At 63.1% G+C, this 21,804-nt stretch carries 25 protein-coding genes; 11 read left to right on the top strand and 14 right to left on the bottom strand.

The features are described from left to right. Positions 1 to 283: 283 nt before the first annotated feature. Both B5G02_RS06720 and B5G02_RS06715 read left to right on the top strand, forming a co-directional pair. Positions 284 to 835: a MarR family winged helix-turn-helix transcriptional regulator gene (locus B5G02_RS06720; RefSeq protein ID WP_019238401.1), complete on the top strand. Its 552-nt coding sequence runs from the start codon at positions 284 to 286 to the stop codon at positions 833 to 835. Next, positions 832 to 1,647: a YczE/YyaS/YitT family protein gene (locus tag B5G02_RS06715; protein ID WP_019238400.1), complete on the top strand. Its 816-nt coding sequence runs from the start codon at positions 832 to 834 to the stop codon at positions 1,645 to 1,647. Before B5G02_RS06720 ends, B5G02_RS06715 begins: the two co-directional genes overlap by 4 nt. Positions 1,648 to 1,751: 104 nt before the next feature. Here B5G02_RS06715 and B5G02_RS06710 read toward each other — a convergent pair whose 3' ends face one another. Further along, the gene (locus B5G02_RS06710; protein WP_094335669.1) at positions 1,752 to 3,029 is read right to left on the bottom strand and encodes a lysylphosphatidylglycerol synthase transmembrane domain-containing protein; all 1,278 of its coding nucleotides are present in this window, start codon (positions 3,027 to 3,029) and stop codon (positions 1,752 to 1,754) included. Positions 3,030 to 3,207: 178 nt separating this feature from the next. On the opposite strand from B5G02_RS06710, the gene B5G02_RS06705 reads away from it, so the two are divergent. Together B5G02_RS06705 and B5G02_RS06700 are read left to right on the top strand one after the other, a co-directional pair. Then, positions 3,208 to 4,614 (top strand): glutamate-cysteine ligase family protein, encoded by a 1,407-nt coding sequence (locus tag B5G02_RS06705; protein ID WP_094335668.1) that lies wholly within the window; start codon positions 3,208 to 3,210, stop codon positions 4,612 to 4,614. A 344-nt stretch (positions 4,615 to 4,958) separates the two neighbouring features. Further along, positions 4,959 to 5,264 (top strand): hypothetical protein, encoded by a 306-nt coding sequence (locus tag B5G02_RS06700; protein WP_019238397.1) that lies wholly within the window; start codon positions 4,959 to 4,961, stop codon positions 5,262 to 5,264. A 229-nt stretch (positions 5,265 to 5,493) separates the two neighbouring features. On the opposite strand, the gene B5G02_RS06695 is transcribed toward B5G02_RS06700, so the two are convergent. From B5G02_RS06695 to B5G02_RS06685, 3 genes are read right to left on the bottom strand one after another with little or no spacing between them, the layout of a single operon-like run. After that, on the bottom strand, positions 5,494 to 5,817 hold the full coding sequence (locus B5G02_RS06695; RefSeq protein ID WP_094335667.1) for a hypothetical protein: 324 nt from the start codon (positions 5,815 to 5,817) through the stop codon (positions 5,494 to 5,496). 5 nt (positions 5,818 to 5,822) lie between these two features. Then, positions 5,823 to 6,212: a polymorphic toxin type 50 domain-containing protein gene (locus B5G02_RS10310; protein WP_162609755.1), complete on the bottom strand. Its 390-nt coding sequence runs from the start codon at positions 6,210 to 6,212 to the stop codon at positions 5,823 to 5,825. Then, positions 6,199 to 6,903 (bottom strand): DUF4417 domain-containing protein, encoded by a 705-nt coding sequence (locus B5G02_RS06685; RefSeq protein ID WP_241146186.1) that lies wholly within the window; start codon positions 6,901 to 6,903, stop codon positions 6,199 to 6,201. Before B5G02_RS06685 ends, B5G02_RS10310 begins: the two co-directional genes overlap by 14 nt. Before the next feature lie 456 nt (positions 6,904 to 7,359). On the opposite strand from B5G02_RS06685, the gene B5G02_RS06680 reads away from it, so the two are divergent. After that, a complete protein-coding gene (locus tag B5G02_RS06680) occupies positions 7,360 to 8,865 on the top strand; it encodes a hypothetical protein (RefSeq protein WP_206383747.1) in 1,506 nt (501 codons plus the stop codon). After that, a complete protein-coding gene (locus B5G02_RS06675; RefSeq protein WP_094335665.1) occupies positions 8,828 to 9,214 on the top strand; it encodes a hypothetical protein in 387 nt (128 codons plus the stop codon). The genes B5G02_RS06680 and B5G02_RS06675 overlap by 38 nt, the downstream gene beginning before the upstream one ends. Here the strand turns inward: B5G02_RS06675 and B5G02_RS06670 are convergent. From B5G02_RS06670 to B5G02_RS06630, 9 genes are all read right to left on the bottom strand, one after another. Next, entirely contained in the window at positions 9,211 to 10,587 is a 1,377-nt protein-coding gene (locus B5G02_RS06670) for a hypothetical protein (protein ID WP_094335664.1), read from the bottom strand. The two genes, B5G02_RS06675 and B5G02_RS06670, sit on opposite strands and share 4 nt — an antisense overlap. After that, entirely contained in the window at positions 10,587 to 12,137 is a 1,551-nt protein-coding gene (locus B5G02_RS06665; RefSeq protein WP_094335663.1) for a BppU family phage baseplate upper protein, read from the bottom strand. Before B5G02_RS06665 ends, B5G02_RS06670 begins: the two co-directional genes overlap by 1 nt. Then, entirely contained in the window at positions 12,137 to 13,417 is a 1,281-nt protein-coding gene (locus B5G02_RS06660) for a phage tail spike protein (RefSeq protein WP_094335662.1), read from the bottom strand. Before B5G02_RS06660 ends, B5G02_RS06665 begins: the two co-directional genes overlap by 1 nt. Continuing rightward, a complete protein-coding gene (locus B5G02_RS06655; RefSeq protein ID WP_241146185.1) occupies positions 13,417 to 14,157 on the bottom strand; it encodes a phage distal tail protein in 741 nt (246 codons plus the stop codon). Before B5G02_RS06655 ends, B5G02_RS06660 begins: the two co-directional genes overlap by 1 nt. 178 nt (positions 14,158 to 14,335) lie before the next feature. Continuing rightward, a complete protein-coding gene (locus B5G02_RS06650; protein ID WP_087321869.1) occupies positions 14,336 to 14,728 on the bottom strand; it encodes a hypothetical protein in 393 nt (130 codons plus the stop codon). Beyond that, positions 14,725 to 15,051: a putative minor capsid protein gene (locus B5G02_RS06645; protein WP_094335661.1), complete on the bottom strand. Its 327-nt coding sequence runs from the start codon at positions 15,049 to 15,051 to the stop codon at positions 14,725 to 14,727. The genes B5G02_RS06650 and B5G02_RS06645 overlap by 4 nt, the downstream gene beginning before the upstream one ends. Then, positions 15,051 to 15,407, bottom strand: a complete 357-nt coding sequence (locus B5G02_RS06640; protein ID WP_094335660.1) for a hypothetical protein — start codon at positions 15,405 to 15,407, stop codon at positions 15,051 to 15,053. Before B5G02_RS06640 ends, B5G02_RS06645 begins: the two co-directional genes overlap by 1 nt. Before the next feature lie 9 nt (positions 15,408 to 15,416). Further along, the gene (locus B5G02_RS06635; protein ID WP_094335659.1) at positions 15,417 to 16,433 is read right to left on the bottom strand and encodes a hypothetical protein; all 1,017 of its coding nucleotides are present in this window, start codon (positions 16,431 to 16,433) and stop codon (positions 15,417 to 15,419) included. Between the two features lie 3 nt (positions 16,434 to 16,436). Then, entirely contained in the window at positions 16,437 to 16,946 is a 510-nt protein-coding gene (locus B5G02_RS06630; RefSeq protein WP_094335658.1) for a hypothetical protein, read from the bottom strand. Between the two features lie 234 nt (positions 16,947 to 17,180). On the opposite strand from B5G02_RS06630, the gene B5G02_RS06625 reads away from it, so the two are divergent. From B5G02_RS06625 to B5G02_RS06605, 5 genes are read left to right on the top strand one after another with little or no spacing between them, the layout of a single operon-like run. Further along, complete coding sequence (locus B5G02_RS06625) at positions 17,181 to 17,375, top strand: hypothetical protein (RefSeq protein WP_019238383.1); 195 nt, start codon at positions 17,181 to 17,183, stop codon at positions 17,373 to 17,375. After that, complete coding sequence (locus B5G02_RS06620) at positions 17,365 to 17,913, top strand: hypothetical protein (RefSeq protein WP_143758291.1); 549 nt, start codon at positions 17,365 to 17,367, stop codon at positions 17,911 to 17,913. Before B5G02_RS06625 ends, B5G02_RS06620 begins: the two co-directional genes overlap by 11 nt. 1 nt (position 17,914) lies before the next feature. After that, positions 17,915 to 18,196, top strand: a complete 282-nt coding sequence (locus B5G02_RS10270; protein ID WP_071784310.1) for an ABC-three component system middle component 6 — start codon at positions 17,915 to 17,917, stop codon at positions 18,194 to 18,196. Further along, positions 18,141 to 19,913 carry a DUF2326 domain-containing protein gene (locus B5G02_RS06610; RefSeq protein ID WP_232385453.1) on the top strand — a complete coding sequence of 591 codons (1,773 nt, stop codon included), beginning with the start codon at positions 18,141 to 18,143 and terminating at the stop codon, positions 19,911 to 19,913. The genes B5G02_RS10270 and B5G02_RS06610 overlap by 56 nt, the downstream gene beginning before the upstream one ends. A 39-nt stretch (positions 19,914 to 19,952) precedes the next feature. Next, the gene (locus B5G02_RS06605; protein ID WP_019238380.1) at positions 19,953 to 20,330 is read left to right on the top strand and encodes a hypothetical protein; all 378 of its coding nucleotides are present in this window, start codon (positions 19,953 to 19,955) and stop codon (positions 20,328 to 20,330) included. On the opposite strand, the gene B5G02_RS06600 is transcribed toward B5G02_RS06605, so the two are convergent. Further along, positions 20,327 to 21,802, bottom strand: coding sequence for an LlaJI family restriction endonuclease (locus B5G02_RS06600; RefSeq protein WP_232385452.1), 1,476 nt, complete (start codon positions 21,800 to 21,802; stop codon positions 20,327 to 20,329). The two genes, B5G02_RS06605 and B5G02_RS06600, sit on opposite strands and share 4 nt — an antisense overlap. Between the last annotated feature and the right edge of the window lie 2 nt (positions 21,803 to 21,804).

The raw sequence follows: 21,804 nt of genomic DNA, 5'->3' as shown, positions 1-21,804 counted from the left end.
CCGCGAACAGGTCCGCGGCGAGCGACCTCGCCGCGCGCCCGTGCCCGTACCGTAGGTCGATGGACATGAGAATGCCCCCCATCTCTCGGACCTCCATTTCCGTGTCCAAGAAACGGGGGGCGGTTCACATTTGAACCCGTCCCCAATGTCTCACACGGGACAAAAGGGCGGCGTTTCGGGTTCTATCCCGAACGATGCATCCGCGAACGGCTTGACTTTATCGATGAACGGTATTATTAGTTTGAATACCAACTATTAATAGGATGACCAGAAGAGGAGCGCGATGCATCTACCGGAACCGATACCCGCACCCGGCATCTGCGATTCCCGCACCGAACCCACGTGCAGGGAAACCGCCCCAGCATGCGGGGCGGGCGCCGGCGATAGCCTCGCCTTCGGGATAGTGCCCATCCATCACCAGCTGCTCGTCGCGTTCTCGTACTCGAATCGCGCCATGCGCGCCCGCACGCGGCAGTGCGGCCTCATGCCGGGTCAGCCCAAGGTGCTCGAGCACCTCGCGCTGCACGATGGATGCACACAGAAGGAGATCGCGCAGTCGTGCGTCATGGACAAGTCGACCGTCACGAGCGTACTGGGGCGCATGGAAGATGCTGGGCTCATCGAGCGCTGCAGCAAGGCGGGCGATCGACGCGTCGTCGCCGTGTTTCTCACCGAGAAAGGCCGTTCCGCAGCCTCCGACGTGCTGGACTGCCGTAGCGAGGTCGATGACATCGCATGGCAGGGCCTCGATACCGACGAGCGCCGACGGCTTTCGCACTTGCTCGACCAGGTTATCCGGAATTTACAGCAGCATGAACAGGAGGATCGCGCATGAGTGAAGCGGCAGCGGAAGCAGAGGGCACGTGGGAGGATATGACGATCCTGGAGCGGGGCGGACGCATCGCGAAGCCGGTGCCGAGCACCTCCGCATCGACGCCGCAGGGGAAGGCGCGCTTCGCGGAGCGCCTGCGTTCGGAACGCCTCCTGCAGCGCTACATCTGGTTCGTCCTCGGCGTATGCATCAACAGCTTCGGCGTCGCGTTCATCACCAAGGCGGCGCTCGGCACCTCGCCCATCTCGAGCATCCCCTACGTGCTCGACCTGAAGCTGCCGCTCACCTTCGGCCAAACCACCTTCATGCTGAACCTCTTGTACATCGCGTTGCAGGTCGCGCTGCTCAGGCGGGACTTCAAGCCGTTCCAGCTCACGCAGATCCTGGTCAATGTCCTGTTCAGCGCCCTCATCGACGTCAGCATGGGCGCATTGGCCTGGTTCACGCCCGCGACGCTGCCCGCACAGCTCGCCTCGCTTGCGCTCGGATGCGCCATCCTCGCGTTCGGCGTCTCGGTCGAGGTCGCTCCGAACGTCATCGTCGTCCCGGGCGAGGGAATCGTGCGCGCCCTGTCCGCCGTCACCGAGAAACCCTTCGGATCGGTGAAGATGTGCTTCGACACCACGCTCGTGGTCATCGCTTGCGGGCTGTCGTTCATGTTCTTCGGCTACCTCAACGGCCTCGGCATCGGCACGATCGTCTCGGCACTCGCCGTCGGTCGCCTCTGCAACCTGTTCAACCGGCACGTCCCACTCCTCGCCCATATCGCGGAGCTCAGCCGCAGCTCAAAAGGGGCGCCGGAAGAGGCCCTCTAGAGGCGCCTCGGGTGAGTCAATGGGGACGGGTTCAAATGACTCAGTGAGTCAAACGAACCCGTCCCCAATGTCTCGGTGAGTCAATTGAACCCGTCCCCAATGGCTCATTTGCGACGGCGGCGGAGGGACTTGGGCGAGACGGTGATGCCGCCGGAGGTCTGGCGGATCCCCTGCCGTCCGGAGCCGCGGCGGCGCGACGCGGAAGCGCCCCCGGAGGCGGCATGGCCAGCCGTCCTCCCCTCGCCTCCCGGTGCCGTCCGCTTGCGCTCGCGGCCGCCGTGCACGAGGCGGTTCCAGCGCGCATGGATGCTCGCATGGTGCGCGGAGCGCAAGCCCAGGAGCGGCGCGGCGAGGATCGTCGGGCCGAAGAACGTGATGATGCGCCACACGAGGTAGCCCGCCGTCGCGGACGGGCCGAAGAAGTGCCCCAGGAAGAGCGCGAACCCTCCCTCGGCGCCGCCCGTGCCGCCCGGCAGGGGCACAGCGCTCGAAAGCAGCTGAATGAAGGCGCCGGCCGCGAGGCACGAGAGGAAGTCGACATCGTGCTTGCCGAAGGCGAGCAGCACGAAATACGGCACCATGTAGAAGAACGCGAGCTGCGCCATCGTCACGAGCATCGTGAGCCCCATGGACGAGAGGTGCGCCGCGGCGTGCTTGAAGTGGTCGGAGAAGGAGTAGATCTCGCTGTTCACGTAGTCGCGCCAACCGCGCGTGCGCTCGCTCTCGCCGCTCACGCGCTCCACGAACCGGATGCCCCACATCGCCACGCGCACCACGAACCGCGGGCACAGGCACACGATGAAGAGCCCCGTGAGCAGCAGCACGTGCCCGCCGAAGCTGAACAGGCACAGCAGCGTCATATCGCCGTAGAGGCTCGTGAAGAACGGCAGGCGCACGGCGAGCAGGATCGCACCCCACACCACGAGGCCGATCTGGAACACGATGTAGCGCGTGAACTGCGTGGCGCCCGCCTCGCCCACCGGCTGGCCGGCCTTCGTGAGGCGGTAGATCTGGGCAGGCGTGCCACCCACCATCATGGGCGTGAGGTTGCCGAAGAACACGCCCGACGCCTCGACGGAGACGAGGTCGCGGATGCCCACGGGCGAATCCGGGTCGAGCCACACCGCGATGGCGTACGCGGCCACGCCGAAGATGAAGTACAGCACCATGCACAGGCAGGCGACGGCGATCCACGACATCTGAACCGACGACATCGCCTGGGCGAACTCGAGAATCTGGCCGGTCAACACCAGGTAGACGATATAGGCGACGAGCACCAGGCCGATAAAGATGGCGCCGCGGCGCGCTCCCTTGCGGTCGTCCCCGCCGGCGGGGGCGGCGTCGACGCGCTGCTTGGGCGCAGTATGCGAGGACTCAGACATGGATCTCCTAGGGTCTGGGGAATCTCCCTTGCCACCATTGTAGTGCATCGCCCCCGCGCACGCCGCCGCCCGCCCGGTCTGCATACGAGCACCAGAGACGGCCGAGATGGCCGCGAGCGGACACGGCGCGCCGTCTTTGGGTACCATGAAGTGCAGCGGCAGTAGCAAGGAGCATCCCATGACCAGCACGCCATCAGCGACCATACCCACCTTCACCGGCTCGTTCCGCGAGAACCTCGAGGCGCTCGTGGGCGTGCTCGAGAGCGGCGACAAGGACCCCGCGGGCAAGAAGATCGGCTTCGAGCTCGAGCGCATCCTCATCGACCGCGCGGGTGCGACCGTCCCCTTCACGGGCGAGCACGGCGTCGGCGCCCTCCTTGAGGAGCTCGCGCGCGACCGCTCTGAGGACGAGCGCGTGCTCATCGACGGGCACCTGCTCGGCCTCTCCTACCGCGTCGAGACCGCCACCGAGCCCGTCGCGGTGTCCGTCTCGCTCGAACCGGCTGCCCAGCTCGAGATCTCCGCCGGCCCCGCCCATTCGGTGCAGGCGCTCTACGAGGCCGTCTGCGCCTTCGACGCGGAGGTCGAGCGCGCCTGCGCCACCATCGGCCTCGATGCGCGCCTCGTCCCCGTCGGGTACAACCCGGTCGTCTCGAGCCCCCTCGACCTCGAGCTCATCCCCAAGGAGCGCTACCGCGACATGGACGCGTACCTTTCGCGACGCGGCCGCTACGCGCGCGACATGATGCGCTGCACCGCATCCACGCAGGTCTCGCTCGATTACGAGGACGAGGCGGACTGCGCGCGCATCTACCGCCTGGCGACGCTCCTGGGCCCGGTCTTCGCCTTCCTCTTCGACAACGCGCCGATGTTCCGCGGCAAGCCCTCCGCCGGCATGGCGCGCTCGCGCATCTGGCACCACGTCGACGTCGACCGCTGCGGCATCGTCCCCGGCGCGCTCGAGGGGCTCTCGTTCGAGGACTACATCCTCTGGGTCTCCAACGTGAAGCCGATCCTCTTCACCGACGCGCACCACGTCACCGTGGCGACGGGCGACCGCTACAGCCGCGACATCATGTCGGAGCGGCCGCTCGCCGCCTCCGAGCTCATGCACCTGCTGTCCATGGTCTTCCCGAACGTGCGCCTCAAGGGCTTCGTGGAGCTGCGCGAGATGGACTCGCTGCCGCCGCGCCTCGCCGCCGCGTGCACGAGCTTCACGGGCGCGCTCTTCTACGATAAGTGCCTCGAGGCGAAGCTCGCCGACCGCCTGGCCGCGCGCCTCCCCCACGGCTTCGAGGGCGTTGACGAGAACGATGCCGTCGTCGCCCGCCTGCATCTCGAAGAGCAGGGCTGGGACGCCGCGGTGTACGGCATGCCCGTCACGGAACTCGTCGACGCACTCGTGGCCATCGCGCACGAGAACGTCGCGCTCGGGGCGGGATGCACCGGCGTCGGCAGCGATGCCACAGTGCCCGTCCTGCAGACGACCGACACCGCGGCCGCCTTCGACCTCGAGGGCATCGAGCTCCTCGCTCAGATGTGGGGCGAGCGCCGCCTCCCGCGCGATAGCGCCCTCGAGCTCTAGGGGTCGCACCGAGGGCCGCACCGCCCCGGCGCCCTCCTGGCAGGCGCACGGGGCGCGCGGACATTTCGCGATAACGTAAAACCCCGGCTGGACGTCCAACCGGGGTTCAAATGCATGGTAGCCCGTACCAGATTCGAACTGGTGATCTCCGCCTTGAGAGGGTTATCCCACAGCGTCGACTGAGGACAACAGACCTATACAAAAGAGCGTCTGAGCAGGTCTTTTGCAGCGATGAACAGCGACTGACGGAACCTGACGAAAACGGAGTTCCGGTCGCTGTTGTGTCCCGGTTGTGTCCCATCTACGACCAAGCCACAGGCAAGTTCAGATTGAAGGAGATTGCCATGAATCACAGCGCAGCAGACATCGACGCCATGTGCGCTCTCGAGGACTACTCCCATTTTCGCGCAGAGCTCGTTGAGATCTCACCGGAAAGCTTCACGATGGAGGAGCTGAGGGAAATTCTCGATGACATGATCAGGAGCAAGGTTGCCCTGGAAAACAGCATGCGGGAGCACTTCGCAACGCTCGGAGAAGCTGAGCAGACCGAACTGCTCGACATGCTGGGAAGCAGCGGTTACAAGGACCGCAGCTGGTGGTACCGGATGCTCATGGATGGCCCGGTACACAGAGAGTTCCCCACGATCTAATCCGAGAGGGATATCAGAGCGGGCTCCGCGATCAAACAAGGTCGCGGAGCCCTGCAATGATGAGCGCAGAAATACGCCACTGAGGATATCAGCAAGCAACGGGCATGGGGCTTTCCAACCCTTCCCACACGCCTGCGGGCTATGGCCGGGCTCTCCGGCGCTCGGAAAGCGTTGAAAAGCCGTGCACTGAGCACGCGGCACAAGCACCTCAGTCGATGGAGTGCGTCCCTCACTCCGCCCGAAAAACAACCTCGCCCCCGCACGTCACCAGCGAGGGCATTCGCTTGCGCGAGACCATGACGTAGTCGTAACGAGGGTCTTTGTTGGGACCCTCCTTGACCACCTCGAGCACCCTGAAGTCGAGCTCGTACCATTCCTCGTACTCGGGGGAATCCAGCTCCTCATCGTTGTCGACGTACTCGCTGTTCTCCCACACGCACCGATAGACGTCTCCCTCGGGGAACGTTATCTCGTACGCGCTTCCCCAGTCGTGGCCGCATAGATATCCCTCAATGTCTTTGACACGCTCCTCGAGCCTGTTCTGTCCGACCATGTCAGTCATCCCCTTTTCGGTCGTGCGGGAACAATGTGAGCACCGTTCTTCCCATAGTGAATGAAACCCATGGTCGTGGGAGACCGCTCCTTGCCGCGGCCGCCGATCCAGGTGCCGATCACCCTGCCGAAATCGACTCGCTCTCTATTATTACCCACCCATGTTCCAGCTCCGCCGAACTCACCGATGAGCTGTTGGGCGTCGGCAAGGCTTCCCTTGAAGATGCTTCTCCCGGCCTTGGGTTCGTAGTTGTTGTGTCCAGGGATGTGCTTGCCCTGATTTCCCTCGTGCAGTCGGGTCGTGAAACCGTGAACGGTCCTGAACCCGTCATCGCGACTTCCCGACGTTCCGCCGCTCCTGCGCCCGATGCCGTACCCGCTGCTACCGCTGCCCACGCTTGCCACCGTCCAGCGCGCCGCGCCCACAGCCCGGATACGCCCACACGGGGATGCCGAGCGAGCGCGGGTAGTCCATCACGCCATAGAGGTCGCTGCCGTAGTAGACGATCGCCGTCGGACACAGCATGTCCACGGTGGCCCTCACATCGCGCACGAAGCGGCGGCGTTCCGCAACGTCCTTAACGAGTGCGCGTCCGCAGATGGCGATGACGCTCTCGCGTGGCAGGCCCTCGATAAGCCAGTCGCACCCCGGCTGGTGCCGTGCGTTCGGAATGACCGCCAGGCCCTGCTCCTGCCACCATGCCCCGAGCGTCTTGTTGCGATAGCAGTTCCACATCTTGAGCGGGCGCGGGAAGTCGATGCACGTGGAGAAGTCCGGCATGATCACGCCCTCGAACTTCGAAAGCTTGGAGAGGTACTTGTGCGGATCGTTCCAGACGCGTTCGAAGCGGAAATCGTCCTCGTAGAAGTGCACGAAGCAGTCGAAGTCGCACCATCTCTCGTGCATAGCAACCGAAAAGGGCACGAGCGCCGTGGGATGCGCCTCGACGGGCGTGAGCATGGGCATATCCCACGGGAGCGAGAAATCCAACCCCTCGAGCATCCACGCATGGAACACATCGCGCTTGTGCGCGAGCTCGGGATTATCAGTGGTTGATGCGTCCTGTCCATCGGGTTTGTTGTCCACTTGTATCACCTTGTTCGTACGGGTTGAAGTAGTACAGGCAAACCCTAAGTGGGCGTCACAGGCGTTCCTCGGCCTGTTCACAGATGGATTCACAGAAACTGGCCTGTTGCCATAAAGCGTTCGTTACCGTCGGCTTTTGCGCTAGCATCCCGCACAGAGAGCCGCATGCGAATGCCGAGTACCGTCCTCGAACGGTTCATGCGGAAGGAAATCACACTTTCAACCCGTCGACGAGCACTTTGGCCTTGGCCTCCACACCTGCAAAGGTGAGCACAACCGCAACGCGCACAGATAGAATGTGGGTAGTCGAAGTACATATAGAAGCAAAAAACAACAACTCTACTCGAGGCCATCTCTTCATCAGGAAACAAAGCAATGCGAAATAAGTGGACAAGGGAATCAGACTAGAATTACCAATAAGGCCTCAATCAGGAATCTCGAGGAAAGGAACTCTTTGTGAGCGAAAAGACCACGTCGGCGCAAATCGAGGTTCCTCGCAAAGGCAAGAAGCCAGGGGCTGAAGCTGCCGGCAGAGGCGTTGGAGCGCATCGAACGGTCAACCAACTCTTCGATCAAGAGAAGTTCCACGCACGGCAGGGGCACGGCTTCGCCGCCGAACAAGCGAACGACCTGCATGACAGGATGCGAGGCAAAGATGCACGTGTTCTCGGCGATGACTTCGCCAAAAACGGTCCCGATCGAATCGTCAACGGCCAGTGGATTCAGTCCAAGTATTACGCCAACGGACGAGAAGCGATAAACGCGTGCTTCGGGGATGAGGGCAAGGGTGCCTTCAGGTACGTCGGCAAGCAGGGCGAACCGATGGTCATCGAGGTGCCAAAGGACGATGCCATCTACGATCAGGCGCTCAGGGCGATGCGCGAGAAGATCGCAAACGGCCAAGTGGATGGCGTGACCGACCCTTCGCAGGCTGAATCGCTAGTGAGAAGAGGAAACTACACCTACCAGCAAGCAAGGAACATTGCAAAAGCCGGCAACATCGACTCGCTGAAGTTCGACGCAACCAACGGAGCGGTCACCGCCGCCTCCGCGTTCGGAGTCAGCGCCGTCATTGCCTTCGGGACCTGCATATGGAACGGCGACAAACCAGAAGTCGCAGCGAAGAAGGCGGCGCTCTGCGGTCTCAAGGTCGGCGGGACGTCCTTCATCGTCTCTGTCGTTTCCAGCCAGCTGCTGAAGGCCGGCCTCAACAGCGCTATGGTCTCCAGCACGGAGGCGATAGCCACAGCTCTCGGTCCGAAGGCATGCGCCGTCATCGTCAACGCGTTCAGGACCGGCTCGAACATTTACGGAGCTGCCGCGATGAAAAGCGCTGCGAAGCTGCTGCGTGGAAACGCGGTCGTCGCGGGCCTCACCGTCATCGTGCTCTCGTCGTTCGATATCGCCGACATTGTCCGCGGGAGGATATCGCCGGGCCAGCTTGCGAAGAACCTCGCCGGGACGCTTTCCTCCGTTGCAGGTGGGACTGCCGGGTGGGTCGGAGGCGCTGCCCTCGGTTCCATGGTGTTCCCAGGAGTCGGAACGGTTGTCGGCGGGTTGATAGGCTCCCTGGGCGGCGGTACCGCGGCTGGAGTCGCTGTGAATGCGCTCACAGGCCTGTTAATCAAGGACGATGCGGAACAGATGTGCGCTATCGTCGAGGAGCAGGTCGGACGGGTTGCGAGCGATTACCTCATGGCCGAGCGTGAGGTATCAGAGCTCGTGGAATCAATCAACCGCCGCCTAGACGGTAGCACCCTCAAAGACATGTACGCATCCTCCAACAGGGCTGCTTTTATCGCGGAACTCATGGCAGATGACATCAACGAGATCGTCTCCAGGAGGGCCCTGATAGAGGGTGACATCGACGGGCAGATTGCGGACGGGCTTGTCATGGTTCTGGAGGAGTCGGCAGAGGAGGAGAATGGAAGACCTGAGCGGATTGCTAAAGAAAGCTGCTGATGACTACGCCGCAGCGCTGGGCGAGCTGGATTACCGAGTACAAGAGAAGGCATTCTCGAAGGGATCGTTTTTCTCCGAGGCAAGGGTCGACGGCTGCAACCAATATAAGACGGTACGGGATGCCCTGATTGATGCGGGCACCGTTCTGCTTGATGACGAGGAGCAGGGAATCGCGCTTGCAATGCTCAAAGGAGGAGCCGGCGGGATGGCACCCGTTCTCCTCCTTGCGAAAGTCGAAGGCAACGAAGTATCGTTGGGGGCATACTCGAAAGAAGGCCTCATTCGCCAGCACGCTGCGAAAAAGGCCGTAGAATCGCTCAAGAAGAACCTGCAGGGTACAATGAGCTAGCCCTTCGCCGTAAGGTACCCTGCGCCCCCGACGCCGTCGATCCTCATGTACTGGTAGCCGGCGCGCGAGCTCGCGTAGGTCGTGCCCGCGCCGCCCACGAGCGAGGCGCACTGGTAGAACGTCTGGAAGCCGGAGACGCCGGAGGACGGCAGCGCCCAGTCGGCGTCCGCCCAGATCGTCACGAGCGACCCGCACCCTCCGAAGGTGTAGGCGAGGTCCTCGAACGAGGACGGGTCGAGCCCGGAGAGGTCGATCTCGGTGAGCCCCGAGCAGCTGTTGAAGGTGTGCTGCATCTCGCGCACGCCGCAGAGGTTCCCCATCCCCGTCACGCTGGCGATCGACTGGTGCCCGTAGAACCAGTAGTTCGTGTTCACGTGGTCGTAGGCCGCCATGTCGGCTGCGATCTCCACCGCCTCCACGTCGTGCCGGTGGTCGTACCACGGCTGGTAGCCCACCGAGTTGTACCGGGCGTTCGCGCACAGGCGCCCCGACGACACGAGCTCCCGCCCCGCCTCGGGCTCGGCCGCCGCCGTCAGCACGAGCCCTCCGTCGGCGTAGAGGAAGCAGCGGAACCACTCGCGCCGGTCGTCGGCGGGGTCGGTCAGCACGCCGTCCGCCCCGTAGTTGAGCTCGTTGTGGTTGTCCATCTGCTCGGGCACGTAGCCCTGGCCGCCCACGAGCCTGCTGCACCCGCTGAACATGAGCGACCCGCTCGTTGCGGACGAGGTGAACCCGTCCGCCCAGATCGTCTCGAGCGAGGCGCAGCTCACGAACATCTGGTTCATGCTGGTCGCGCCGGAGAGCTCCTCGAAGCCCTCCACCTCCACGAGGTTCTCGAGCCCGTGGAAGAGGTAGCTGGCGTTGGCGAGCCCGCCCCCGGAGAAGTCGCCGTCGAACACGGCGCGCGTCACGGAGAGCTTCACGTCGTCCCACGGCCGCGCGCTCGCCGAGCTGTAGCCCGCGGGATCCACCTCCCAGGCGTCCAGGATCACCGCGCCCGGCACGTCGGAGGAGCGCCCGTCGCGGTAGTTGAACTCGAGCGTGCCGTCCGCGAGCAGGATCGCGCGCATCTTCACGCCCACGTCCCAGGAGAGCGCGAGTATCGCCGATGCCATCTCGCTCGGCCTGTACGTCTCGGTGAGCCCGTTCTGCGCGCGGATCGCGTCGGCGATGCCGTCGAAGACGGCATCCGAGATCACTCCCGCGCCCGTGCCCGGCGTCGCCTGGAACGGCGTCCCCGCCTTGGTGCCGTCGAGCGCCAGCACCGCCGCCGCCATCTCCGAGGGCAGGTAGGTGTCGGTGCCGCCGTTCTGGGTGCGGATGGCGTTGGCGATGTCGGTGAGCACGGACCTCTGGATCGTCCCCACGGCCATCAGAACTCCACCCCGCTCAGGTCGTCCAGGGCGGCGATCGCCTGGTCGACGTACTGCTTCGTCGCGTAGGCCGAGAGGTCGGGCGTCGCGCCCGGCGCCCCGTCCTCGCCGTCCTGTCCGGGCGCTCCCCGCGGCCCCTGCTCGCCGGTCTCTCCCTTGAGGCCGGAGAAGGCGAACGCGAACGTGCGCGCCCCCGGCGTTCCGCCGAGCGTCACGGTCACCGACGGCGTGCCCATGGACGAGTCCACCGTCGCGGTCGCGCCCGTGATCTCGGCGTCCGCGCCGTCCTGCCCGTCGGAGCCTGGGGCACCGTCCTGACCATCGATGCCGTCCTCGCCGTCGGCTCCAGGCAATCCCTGGATGCCTTGCGGCCCACGCAGAGCCTCAAGTTGCTCAGAAGAGAAGTCCGCGTAGGTGAACGGGTCGCCCTTGTCCCCCTTCTCGCCCTTGAGGTCGGCGGAGCTCGTGCCGCTCGCGCTCGTCACGGTGAGCACCGTGCCCGCCCACGAGTGCGTGACGCTCACGCCGTCAGCGCCGTCGGAGCCCGGCGCCCCATCCTGGCCATCCGCCCCGTCCTCGCCGGGGTCGCCCTTCGGCCCCCTGAGCGCTGCCAACTGCTCAGCGGTGAAGTCGGCGTACGTGAAGGCATCGCCCTTCTCTCCGCGCTCGCCGTCGTCGCCCTTGTCTCCCTTAGCTCCGTGAAGGAGCGTTGCGGTGGTGGTCCCGCTGGCGTCCGTGACCGTCACCACCGCGCCCTCTGCCGTCTGCGCCACGGAGGCCGACGGGCTCACGCCGTCCGCTCCGTCCTTCCCGTCGGCACCGGGAGCGCCATCGACGCCGTCTTTGCCGTCAGCGCCCGGCGCCCCGTCCTTCCCGTCGACGCCCGCAGGACCCGGCTTGCCGTCAGCGCCGTCGAAGTCCCCTCGCTCGGCGGCCGCCAGCAGTTCCTCCTTTGCCTGCGTCGCAGCCGCCGCGGCGGCGTTCGCGGCAGCAACGGCACCCGAGGCCCCGGTAGCCGCCTCGACCGCCTGCCCCGCCGTGGACACCGCGCCCTGTGCAGTCTCAACAGCCTCCTGCGCCTTGGAAGCCGCCTCGGCAATAAGCGCATCGGCGTTCTCATACTTCTGTATCGCGTCAAGAAAGAGCGAGAACCCGTCCACGGACTCAGCGCCGCCCACAAGCACCTGCTCAACACGCACTTCGAACGTCCGCGTCGAGATTGCGCTCCCTCCGGGAAGCGACACCATCACCTGACAGTCGACCGAACCCTCTGCGCACACCATAGCCGCCGGGTAGAACACGGAGAACATTCCGGCCTCTGCGTCCACCTCATCGAACGGCTCGCATCCACGTTCGCGTGTCGCACGGTGGCGCCAAAGCAGATACACGTTTGCGCCGGAAAGGTCCACCACCTCTCCGTCGCGTCTCACGGCGAGCGCGATACCACGCCCCTCCGCATCGGCAGGAGACGCCACCAAGGCCCCCGCGAAGACGTCGTCGCAGGACTCCCACACCAGCTCGTGCAGGCCGTAACCTTCAAGATCGGCCATCAGAACTCCACCTCGCTCAGGTCGTCAAGGGCGGCGATCTGCTGCGCCACATACTCCTTGGTTGCCAGCGCGGGCACATCGCCACCAGCGACCACGCCCGCCGCCTGCTCGATTGCGGCAACGCTCGCGCCCACGGCAGCAACGGTGTCGCCCGCAGCACCCGCCGCGTCCTCAACAGCCGCCACACGCGCTTCGACGGTGCTGCGCTCTGCAAATGCCGTGCGCGGGGCGACGCCTACCGAGTAGCGTGCTTCCACAGCATCGCCAAAGAGCCGCACGCGCCGCACCACCCGCGCTCGGAGGCGCCATGCGGGATCGCGCGACGAGTCCACCACCGCGACCTCGTCTCCGAGTCCAACAAAGACAGCACCCGAAAGCGCCACGGCGTCCACCTCGTAGCTCACCAGCGGAGCGCACGTCTCCGCAAGAGCCTCCTGCGTGCGGGCGAGAAGAACCTCGGGGTCCTCAACATCCGCGAACGTCACCTCTCCAAAGCGGTGCACGCGGCCGCCCGAGCCGTCTGGCAGGCCCCACAGCAGCCTCGCTTCATCGTCGCCGACCCAGTCGACACCACCGTTCACCTCACCGAACGTGAGCTTGCGCCGATACCCGCCCGTGAAGGCGCCCGTCTCGTCCACCACGGGCAACCCGGCCCCATAGCCGTAGAGCGCCGTGAAGACCTCGTCCTCAGCAACCGTGCGCGTGCATCCCGCCATGTTCCGCCCGTACTCGAGCCGCGCGCCGCGCCACGAGCCCAAAGCAGCCACCGCTCGCACGGTGCGCGATGACACGCAGCCGCCCGAAACCGCGATCGCGGGCTCAATCTCGCACCCCCACACCTCGCACACGCGCCTGAGAGCCGCGAGCCGGTTCACGTGGTAGATGTAGCAGCCGTGATCGCCAAACCAACCAAGCGTGGATGCCTGCCAACGCGTCCCCTCGAGCACGACGCCCAACGCACCGTAGAGCCCCGAGCCTGACACCCGCTCCTCCTCGACATAGCTACCGAGAAGGTCGCACAGGCTCGACTCCGCGTATACCTCGCACGCGGCACCCAGCGCCTCGTCCGTGCGCACCACCACGTGTTCGCGCCATCGCCCGTCCTGGGGGTCTCGCCACAGGATGCGATCGTATTTCTCAGGCGTCTCCAGGCAGGGGAACGAGAGTACGTCCTCTCCTCCCAGCTCCTCGCGATGCTCCACCGCGCCAGCCGGGTGCAGAATCCCGATACGCTCATCAGCGCGGTCGAACCAGAAGAGCGTCGGAGCCGTGCCGCCCATCAGAGCCATCTTTCTGTGAAGTTTGCTGTGAAGTCCGCGCAGCCCGTGAAGGACAGCTCGTGCGGACCCGGTTCCAGCCAGAAGAAGTCGCTGTCGAGCGTCACGTCGGAATCTGCAGCCTCGCCGTCAACCCATGCGCGCCCGGCACCGCAGTCGATGATGACCTCCTCGCCGCCCAGGAACGCTCGCTCCACCTCGACATGAGCACCCGTGTCATCGTCCTCGACGGTCACTCCATCACCAGCCGCCGCTTCCATCACGAACGTCGGCAACGTCCTATACGTGCCGCCAACGACAAACGACAGTCCTGCGCCGCCGCCAGCGGGCACGACCTCCTGCCCCTGCCCCCATGCAACGGGATCGAACGCCGTGAACGCCAGCTCGCAGGAACCGTCCTCGAAGAGGGCGTCCCAGGCATCCGCGCCTGTGCACACGGCGTTGCGATAGACGAGCCCCGGTTCGCCGGGGAGCTCCAAGTCGCATCCGGCATCCGAGGCGAGCCACGCCGCCGCTTCGTGGCGCAACGCAGAGAGCCCCTCCGCGTCCTCGTCTTCGGCAAGGTCGAGGAAGAGCCGCACGCGCAGAGTCTTGGGCGGGATACGTGCAGAGAGCAGGACCGCACCGGCACGGCCTGGCACCTCAGCGGCGTCCACGGAGAGGCCGTGTGCCGCGGGCAGTACCACCTCGGCGGTCGAGAAGGACGAGAAGTCGTGCCCATCGAACTTGATGGAGCGCGCCATCAGAGCCGTCCTCTCGCGCGACCATAGGACACCGCTCGGCGCTGCTCTCGCTCCGAGAGCTCCTCGTCTCGGAAGCGGTCACCGGAACGGCGCAGGCGAACGTCGGTGTGAGAACCGCGCTCGTCGTGCCAAGTGCCCTGACTGCCACCCGCCCCGCTCTTCGTGCCCTTCCTATCGGTCATATCTCCCTCGCAACCGTCAGCCTCACCGTGAATGCCCACACGAAGCGCCCGCTCGAGTCGCGCTCCCTGAAAGCCGGCGCGTCCGTATCGATGCCCAGGATGCGCACCCCGGAACCCGCCACGTTCCACTCGGCGCGACCGGACGAGCGCACAGCCGCTTCGCACAGAATCGCGACATCGCACGCGGCAGCATCCGTTTCGCGGACGGCAAACACCTCCACCGAGGCGACTCCGCGTTCCTCGCCGTCTTGGCGGCTCTCACGCGAGAAGCCCGCCCAGCGAACCACGACGGGCTGTTCGCTCAACAGTGCGCTTGGTGCGATACAGAACACGTCACCGACTCCCGCCGCGCGCAGCATCCCCGCCACGGCATCCACGACCGCCCTCATCGCAGCTCCACTTCCCAGTGGTGCACGCGTCCGTTGAACCCCTCGAAGCGCGAAACCTTAGCAGCCACGTACGACCTCCCATGCACCTCGACGCGCGAGCCCGCGGGAATCTCGAAAGCACCTGCGCTCATGACGGCATCCACGAAGAGCGTGCCCGTCCCGGCGTCCGCGCTGCGGTGCGCATTGGCGACTACCGACTGTGCCCGCTCGAACCTCACGTGCGAGATGGCGCGCGGCTCGCCAAAGCCGCCATCGACCGCCGGCTCGCGCACTAGGCACGAGTCCGACAGCAGCCTCGCGGGTATCGGACGCAGCCACGCCATCAGCGCACCCCGCAGAACAGGAGCCCCGTCCCAGCAAGTTCTTTCTCGCAGGCGTAGGTCACCTGCTCCTCACCGGTGGTTCCCCGGTTGTCGTAGTGCGTCACCGAGAAGGACCCGATCTGGAATCCGCCCACCTGACCCTCACCAAACTCCGCGAACGCCTCGGCGGCAGCGCACACCGCACGCCGGTACGCAAGCTCGTCCGCCTCGCACGCGGGAACGCGACCGCCGCAGATCCATCGCACGTGACGCTCGGCGGCGGGAAGTGCGCCCGTGAACGCCTCCACGCCCATCCCACCGCCGTACGTGTCGCGATAGAAGCCAAAGTCAACCGCCGTCGCGCCCGCACAGCCCACAACGAGCCCCTACTCCAGCGGGGCCACGGACGCGTGCACGCCGTCGAGCTTGTTGTCGAGCAGCTCCACGATGCCGTACTTGCGGTACTTCATCATGTAGGAGTCAAGGCTCTCCAGCTCGTCCGGGCTGAACACGCGGCTCGCCACGTGCTTGTCGAACTTGATCACGGCGCTCTTCTCCACCACGAGGAAGTTGATCGGCGCGCCCGCGCCCACGAGCTCGTAATACGTGGAGAGGCCGCTCTTCTGCGGACTCGCGACCTTGGAGTAGGTTCCGGAGCTCTCGGTGTAGTAGGTCTTGCCGCTCACGATATCGGTGTCGGAGGTGAGCTCGTAGGCGCCCTCGGCAGGCGCATAGCCAAACTGGTCCTCGTCACCGGAGAGCAGGTCTATGTGCGAGTAGAAGCGCACCTGCGGCACCTCAACGATGCGGGAGAACCGCTCGAGCACGCGGTTCGAGCGCGTCGGGTTCGCAAGGCTGAAGTCATCCAGCACGCCCTTGAGCGTCGGCGTGATGAAGAGGTAACGAGAGCCCGTGGTCACCTGCGCCTCGTCCATGGCGTTCGTCACGGCGCGCAGGGCGGCGAGCACGTCCTCCGCCTCGGCGTCGGAATAGTCGGTCGTGGCGGTGGAAACGCCCTCGTACCCTGCGATCTCGGCAAAGGTGAAGGCGTCGGCCTCCGGCGCCACCTGCGTGCGCTGGAGCTCGGAGCCGGCCTCGACGAAGCAGTCGAGCACGCCGGCCTCCTCCACGTCCATGACGTCGGCCAGAAGGCGGATGCCCCGGTCGTAGTTGAAGGTCTTCGTCTCGAACTCGTAGGTGATGCTGCCGGTCTTGTAGCCCACGTTGCGCGTGTAGTCGCCGAGGCCCGAGACCTGGATCTTCGGCACCATGATCTCCTTGGCGTTGCGGCCGGCGCGCACCATGCGGCGCGGGCTGTTCAGGCACGCGGAGACCGCCGCGCGCTGGTACACCTCGTCAAGGATGGTCGTGTAGTTCTTGGTAGATGCGATGCTGTTTGCCATCTGCTACTCCTCGTCCGCGATGCCCGCGATCTCGCGCCACCGCTTCATCGTCTTGCCCTCGTCTGATGCGGCCCCCGCGTTGGGAAGGCCGGTCTTGCCACCCTGTTGCTTTGCGGGCGTGCCTACAAACAGCCACGGCTCGGCCTCCTTGAGCGCGTCGACGTCACCGCCGTGGTCGTCGAGAAGGACGCGGGCAGCTTTCACGCTCCTCGCGCCGGCCATCGTGAGCTCGAACTCCACGCGCTGATCCGCGCCCTGGCGCCGCAGCTCGTCCATTTCCGCACGCAACGCCTCCGCCGCCTCGGCAGACTTTGCCGCCTCCGCGATCGCTCCCTCGAGCTCTTCGATCTTGGCGTCGCGCTCGGCGAGAAGCGCCCCGTAGTCCGCACCCGCGTCGTGCGCGCCCGCGTCTCCGCCTGTCAGCGGCTCCTGCGCCGCCTGCGACTCCGGCTCATGCGCCGTCGTGCATTCCGCACGCTCTTGCCCCTGCGAGCCAACCTCATCACCAGCCATGCCGGCCTGCCTTTCTGTGACATGCCGACACAATGAAGTCGGCAACAGTGAGACAGCGTCAGGGTAAGTTGTTGTCACAGACTGGTGCCTCCACAGCTCTTGCTATAGGCGAAACGAGTAACGCACAGTCCGCACAGCCCGAGCGTATTTGTTAGCCGAATTCAGCAAGCAATGTCCGCGCTCAGGTGAGAGTTGCCTTATAATTTCTCCTTACCAGAAAGGAAGGAGGCTCAAATGGAAATGGTCGATGTCATGTTGAGCATTGTGGCTTCCGTACTTTCGATTGTCGCAACCGTTATCGCCTTCAAAAACAAAAAGGATATTGATAAGCTCCGGGATCTCTATGAAGGCAACAAGATGAACGCTACTGGCAATGAAAACATTCAAGTTGTGGGTACCGGCAATCAGGTGAATACCCATGACAAGTAATCGCCAGATTGCCCGGGGCAATGATAACATCCAGATTCTTGGAGATAATAATCTTGTCAATCCAACCGTGCTATTGCAACGGCGCACGTTGACGCACAGCTTCATCCATGATTTGCTCGACATTGTCTACTCTTTGCCCTCCTCCAAGGATGACTCCTACTCGCTGCAAAATCCAGCACAGATTCATGAGAAGCTGCGCTTCAACAATGCATATCGATACATGGCCATCATTGATAACCATGTCGATGATTATGTCCGCGTGGACGAGGTGATGAAGGATTATCCGAACAGCGAAGATATTGTCAAAAAGCTTCGCGATATGTTCATTGTCGTTGCAGACTTTGATGACGAGGGCATCCCTTGCGTGGGTGATGGCGATGCTCAGCTAGATCGCATCAAGGACAATCTTTACGACACGATTGTCAACGATGCGAAATTCGATGCTGTCAACCATCCCGCCGAAAAAATCGAGCAGTTTTGCATCGCCCTCATCGCTTACGGCGTATCGAAGTGCAAGATTCTAGAAACGCCGGTGTGACATGTTGCTTCTAGACAGAAATAACGAACCAACCAGTACGGTTTACTATCTTGCTGCGTCGACATACGACTACGTTGGAAAGCATGATGGCATCGATGCATCGAATCTGTATCAAGGTGTCATGCTTGATGTCGTGGGAAAGAATGTGAGCTACGACTTTTTCCTGATGGCTCTGGATTTTCTATACCTGCTAGATTGTATCGCCGTTGATAAGAAAGGGGGCCTGCATGTTCATCAAGTCATTGCGAATCCGCAACACCGCAACGAATATAGTCATGCGTGAGGTCTCCTTCCACAAGGGGGCTAATTTCGTAGTAGATACAGAGGACTCAAAACGCCATAACAAGGTCGGCAAGACTACGTTCTTGAAGCTTATCGATGTTCTGATGGGCGCACAAAACAGGAGTCACATCTACACAGATCAAGAGACCAACACCGAAGCGATTGAGCTGCGCGACACCATCAACAAAAAACGCATCGCCGCTGAGATGACCCTTTCGGAGAATCTTGACGCTCCATACGGCAAAACGGTCGAGCTCAAAGTTGAGCTGTTTCCAAGGGGTCGCTACTTCATCGACGGAGAAAGGATGTCCCAAACAAATTACAGATCGAAGCTTAATGAACTGCTATTCGGAATCGCAAACAACGTTCCGACGTTTCGCCAGCTCATCAACTCTTTCGTTCGAGTTTCGGTTGGCGGCGATGATAATGCTTTTCTCCGTACCCTGACAAGGGCGAGCATCGCGACGTATCGGAGTGTATACAATTTCTTGTTCGATATCTCCGATCCCGAGCTTGACAGCAAATTGAGCCAACTCAATGCTCAACTCAACCGAACAAGGGAATCGTTGCGTCAATACATGCGTGTCAACGGCGTTGAAGATGTTGAGCAACAGCGTCAGATACTTGTTGCTCTGGAGGGGGAATACGCTCAAGCAAAAGCGCAAGCAGATGACATCTTCGATGCCGATGAGTACAAAAGCAACAGGGACGCAATTGCCTCAGTCCGGGCGGAGTATGCAAGCTTGGTCGATCAGCTTAGCGAGCTAGACTATAGAATCGGACGCAACCGAGAGGCCCTTAACAACGCAAGAGCAGAAAAGCAACGTCGAGCAGACCTCGAGCTCTCAAGGAGATTCTTCGATGAGGTCTGCACTATGCTGCCTAATCTCAATAAGACCTTTGAGGACATGGTCAGTTTTAACGATAAGCTATGTGATAACAAGATTTCGTACTTTGAGGATATCGAGAGAGATTTGCTTGATGAAAGGACCTCTCTTGAGAATGAGCAGAAGGCGCTCCTTGCAAGCAATAGTCAGTTTTTATCGCTTGTGGCAAAAGACCGTATTGACGAGTACGAGCGACTGTCCGCAAACCTTATGCAGCTAAGACAAGACATTGGCAGGTGCCAGGAAACGGTCGATACGCTTGATCGCTATGACCATGAGCTGGCATCTATTCAGGAGAATATTGCCAGCTATTCAACCGGCGGCTCCGCCCGCAAAGGCAAGGGTGGCGAATATCAAGAGATGATGAGTTCCTTCAATGGATACTTTACTCATCTTGCTCAACAGATAAATGGTGAGAAGCCGATTCTTGTCTACTATCCTGACACCGATAAGTTTCCGGTCTCAATCACGGCAATATCTGGGTCCAGCACGGGTACGCGAAAGTCGCTCATAGCAGCGTTTGACCTAGCTTACCAACAATTTGCCATAGCCAATCGCATCCACACCCCCCGCTTTATCGTGCACGACGTTGTCGAAAACGTTGAAGGCGAAGATCTGCGCACTATAGTGAACGCAGCGAACGGCATTGACGCACAGTACATAGTGGCCGTGCTGAAAGAGAAGTTGGATTCCTCGAATATCCCAGAGGATGAGCAGTCGGCTTTACAGATTCTCCAATTGTCGGAGGATGACAAACTGTTTGAGGGTAAGACCGTCGACGAAGCCGAATCTTCTGACCGGATGATTGAGCAGCTTGCATCAATACCCTGATTAATCCATTCCGCCGGGAATCTTACAGAAGGTGGTTTCATGCAACCCCACCGCGTAGCTATAGCCGACCTCGAAGACCGTCCCGAGTGCGTCCACGCCGCCTACCTCGACCCCGCCGAGGAGTGGAACGGATGGGCGTGCCCCTACTTCGAGCGCGCCGAGGTCGAGCGCATGGCTGCGTGGCTGCCCGAGTTCGACGATTCGCTCGTCTACGACGAGGAGTCAGACGCCTTCAGCACCACCTACGATCCCGACCTCACCGAGACCTTCCCCGGCACAGACATCGACGGACGGCACCTGTACCCCATAGGAGCCGGCTCATGGACGTGGGTCATAGTTGACGAGAGCGGCGAGGAAACCACCGCAGACGCATCGGCAGACGCGGTCACCAAAGCCGACGAGCACGCCCTCGCCTAGCCAACCACCTCAGCAAGGCGCGCGGCGTCCAACTCCCGTCCGCCCACATAGGCGTCGAACACCGCCTCTGCCGGCAGCGCGTACAGCTCCACCTCGTTCGAGAACGGCGGCTCCTCGGCAGCGATCACGCCGGGAAAGCGCACGCGCCCCAGATGCTCAACGGCGTCACCGCACGACGGCACGAGAAACGCGTTCACCACCCTGGAGAACCCGTGCGCGAGCACAAAGTCGCGGTACGCGGCCTGATACAGGAACTGCTTGGTCACCGACTCCACGCCCGGCACGCCGCCAACACGCTCGCCCAGCAGCGGCGTGTAGTACTTGGCGTCGAGGATGGCGAACGTCCCGCCCCCGGCGGCGGCGCGCCCGCCGGCACCTCGCACCGTCACGATGTCCGGGATCAGCGTCGCAACCTCGCCGCACGCCCGCTCCTCGCCGGCGCCTAATGCAGCCCACTCCGGTCTCGGGATGACATCGATAAGCCGCTTTTCCGCCATCCCCGCGAACGGCGGAGCCAGCTCAATCCCCAGCTCCCCCAGTCGAACGGCCAGCACGTCACCGAACGCGACCTTGCACGCCGTCTCCCACACGTGATGGAAGCTTGACGTCCCCAGGCACAGAGGCGCGTCCGACGTCGCAGACATGCCCTCGTCGCGCACATAGCGCACGAGGAGGTCGATTACGTCCTGCTTCCACGTGACGAACTGCACCGCCCGCTCGCGCTCCAGCCGGTACGCCACGAAGTCGGCGTCCCCAAAGTCCGCCACGGAGGAATCGCTCAGCCACACCTCGTCGAGCGCCAGCAGCTGAGCCAGCCCGCTCTCCTGCATGAAGCGCGAGCACTCCGTAAGCACCGCGCGGTGCAGTCGCGTTACGAAGTCAGAGGCGTCGGCGTCAGTCTCCACGGTCTTGTAGTCAAAGTAGATGGGACGCCCATCCCGCACGAAGGGAAGGTTCGCCGCGATGGTGCGCTCCCAGCTGATGTTGCCCGACCCGTTGTCCGCAATGGTGCGCACGTAGTTAGAGTAGACGCCATACTCGTCATACATCTCGAGCAGCGAGAGCATGAGCGCCAGGCGGTCGTTCGCCCCCATGCCCTCCTCAGTCGCGGCGGCAATGCTGGCGTAGCTTCCACCGCTCTTGCGAAGCACCCTGAACACCTGACTCATAGCTGCGCACGTGGCGTCATCGGGGCGCTTCGGGTCAATCTCGGGCAGATACTTCGGGTACACGACAATGCAGACGCTCTCCACTAGGGCAAGGCCCACGTAGACGAACTGATAGGTCCCGCGCGGCGCGCTCTCTCCAAGCGGATCGTACTCTTTCGGCTCGTCACCCGTCCTCAACCGAAGCACGCCGTGCGCGCACAGAAGGGCGATGTAGCGGTCAGCGTCATCCAGCCCGATGCCGAGCGTCCGCGCGAGACTCACTGGCGAGTGGAACGAACGCTCGCGAATGTAGACCGTACGCATGG

The organism is [Collinsella] massiliensis (assembly GCF_002161605.1).
In the GTDB taxonomy this organism is placed as follows: Bacteria; Actinomycetota; Coriobacteriia; order Coriobacteriales; family Coriobacteriaceae; genus Enorma.
Note: the sequence above shows the minus strand (reverse complement) of the source record. Positions and strands in the feature narration are given on the sequence as shown.

What these genes read in the sequence shown, in the direction of transcription:
- B5G02_RS06720 (WP_019238401.1), top strand. Translation starts at nt 284, where the DNA reads ATGCATCTACCGGAACCGATACCCGCACCCGGCATCTGCGATTCCCGC.
- B5G02_RS06715 (WP_019238400.1), top strand. Translation starts at nt 832, where the DNA reads ATGAGTGAAGCGGCAGCGGAAGCAGAGGGCACGTGGGAGGATATGACG.
- B5G02_RS06710 (WP_094335669.1), bottom strand. Translation starts at nt 3,029, where the DNA reads ATGTCTGAGTCCTCGCATACTGCGCCCAAGCAGCGCGTCGACGCCGCC.
- B5G02_RS06705 (WP_094335668.1), top strand. Translation starts at nt 3,208, where the DNA reads ATGACCAGCACGCCATCAGCGACCATACCCACCTTCACCGGCTCGTTC.
- B5G02_RS06700 (WP_019238397.1), top strand. Translation starts at nt 4,959, where the DNA reads ATGAATCACAGCGCAGCAGACATCGACGCCATGTGCGCTCTCGAGGAC.
- B5G02_RS06695 (WP_094335667.1), bottom strand. Translation starts at nt 5,817, where the DNA reads ATGGTCGGACAGAACAGGCTCGAGGAGCGTGTCAAAGACATTGAGGGA.
- B5G02_RS06675 (WP_094335665.1), top strand. Translation starts at nt 8,828, where the DNA reads ATGGAAGACCTGAGCGGATTGCTAAAGAAAGCTGCTGATGACTACGCC.
- B5G02_RS06670 (WP_094335664.1), bottom strand. Translation starts at nt 10,587, where the DNA reads ATGGCCGTGGGGACGATCCAGAGGTCCGTGCTCACCGACATCGCCAAC.
- B5G02_RS06665 (WP_094335663.1), bottom strand. Translation starts at nt 12,137, where the DNA reads ATGGCCGATCTTGAAGGTTACGGCCTGCACGAGCTGGTGTGGGAGTCC.
- B5G02_RS06660 (WP_094335662.1), bottom strand. Translation starts at nt 13,417, where the DNA reads ATGGGCGGCACGGCTCCGACGCTCTTCTGGTTCGACCGCGCTGATGAG.
- B5G02_RS06655 (WP_241146185.1), bottom strand. Translation starts at nt 14,157, where the DNA reads ATGGCGCGCTCCATCAAGTTCGATGGGCACGACTTCTCGTCCTTCTCG.
- B5G02_RS06650 (WP_087321869.1), bottom strand. Translation starts at nt 14,728, where the DNA reads ATGAGGGCGGTCGTGGATGCCGTGGCGGGGATGCTGCGCGCGGCGGGA.
- B5G02_RS06645 (WP_094335661.1), bottom strand. Translation starts at nt 15,051, where the DNA reads ATGGCGTGGCTGCGTCCGATACCCGCGAGGCTGCTGTCGGACTCGTGC.
- B5G02_RS06635 (WP_094335659.1), bottom strand. Translation starts at nt 16,433, where the DNA reads ATGGCAAACAGCATCGCATCTACCAAGAACTACACGACCATCCTTGAC.
- B5G02_RS06630 (WP_094335658.1), bottom strand. Translation starts at nt 16,946, where the DNA reads ATGGCTGGTGATGAGGTTGGCTCGCAGGGGCAAGAGCGTGCGGAATGC.
- B5G02_RS06625 (WP_019238383.1), top strand. Translation starts at nt 17,181, where the DNA reads ATGGAAATGGTCGATGTCATGTTGAGCATTGTGGCTTCCGTACTTTCG.
- B5G02_RS06620 (WP_143758291.1), top strand. Translation starts at nt 17,365, where the DNA reads ATGACAAGTAATCGCCAGATTGCCCGGGGCAATGATAACATCCAGATT.
- B5G02_RS10270 (WP_071784310.1), top strand. Translation starts at nt 17,915, where the DNA reads ATGTTGCTTCTAGACAGAAATAACGAACCAACCAGTACGGTTTACTAT.
- B5G02_RS06610 (WP_232385453.1), top strand. Translation starts at nt 18,141, where the DNA reads ATGTTCATCAAGTCATTGCGAATCCGCAACACCGCAACGAATATAGTC.
- B5G02_RS06605 (WP_019238380.1), top strand. Translation starts at nt 19,953, where the DNA reads ATGCAACCCCACCGCGTAGCTATAGCCGACCTCGAAGACCGTCCCGAG.
- B5G02_RS06600 (WP_232385452.1), bottom strand. Translation starts at nt 21,802, where the DNA reads ATGCGTACGGTCTACATTCGCGAGCGTTCGTTCCACTCGCCAGTGAGT.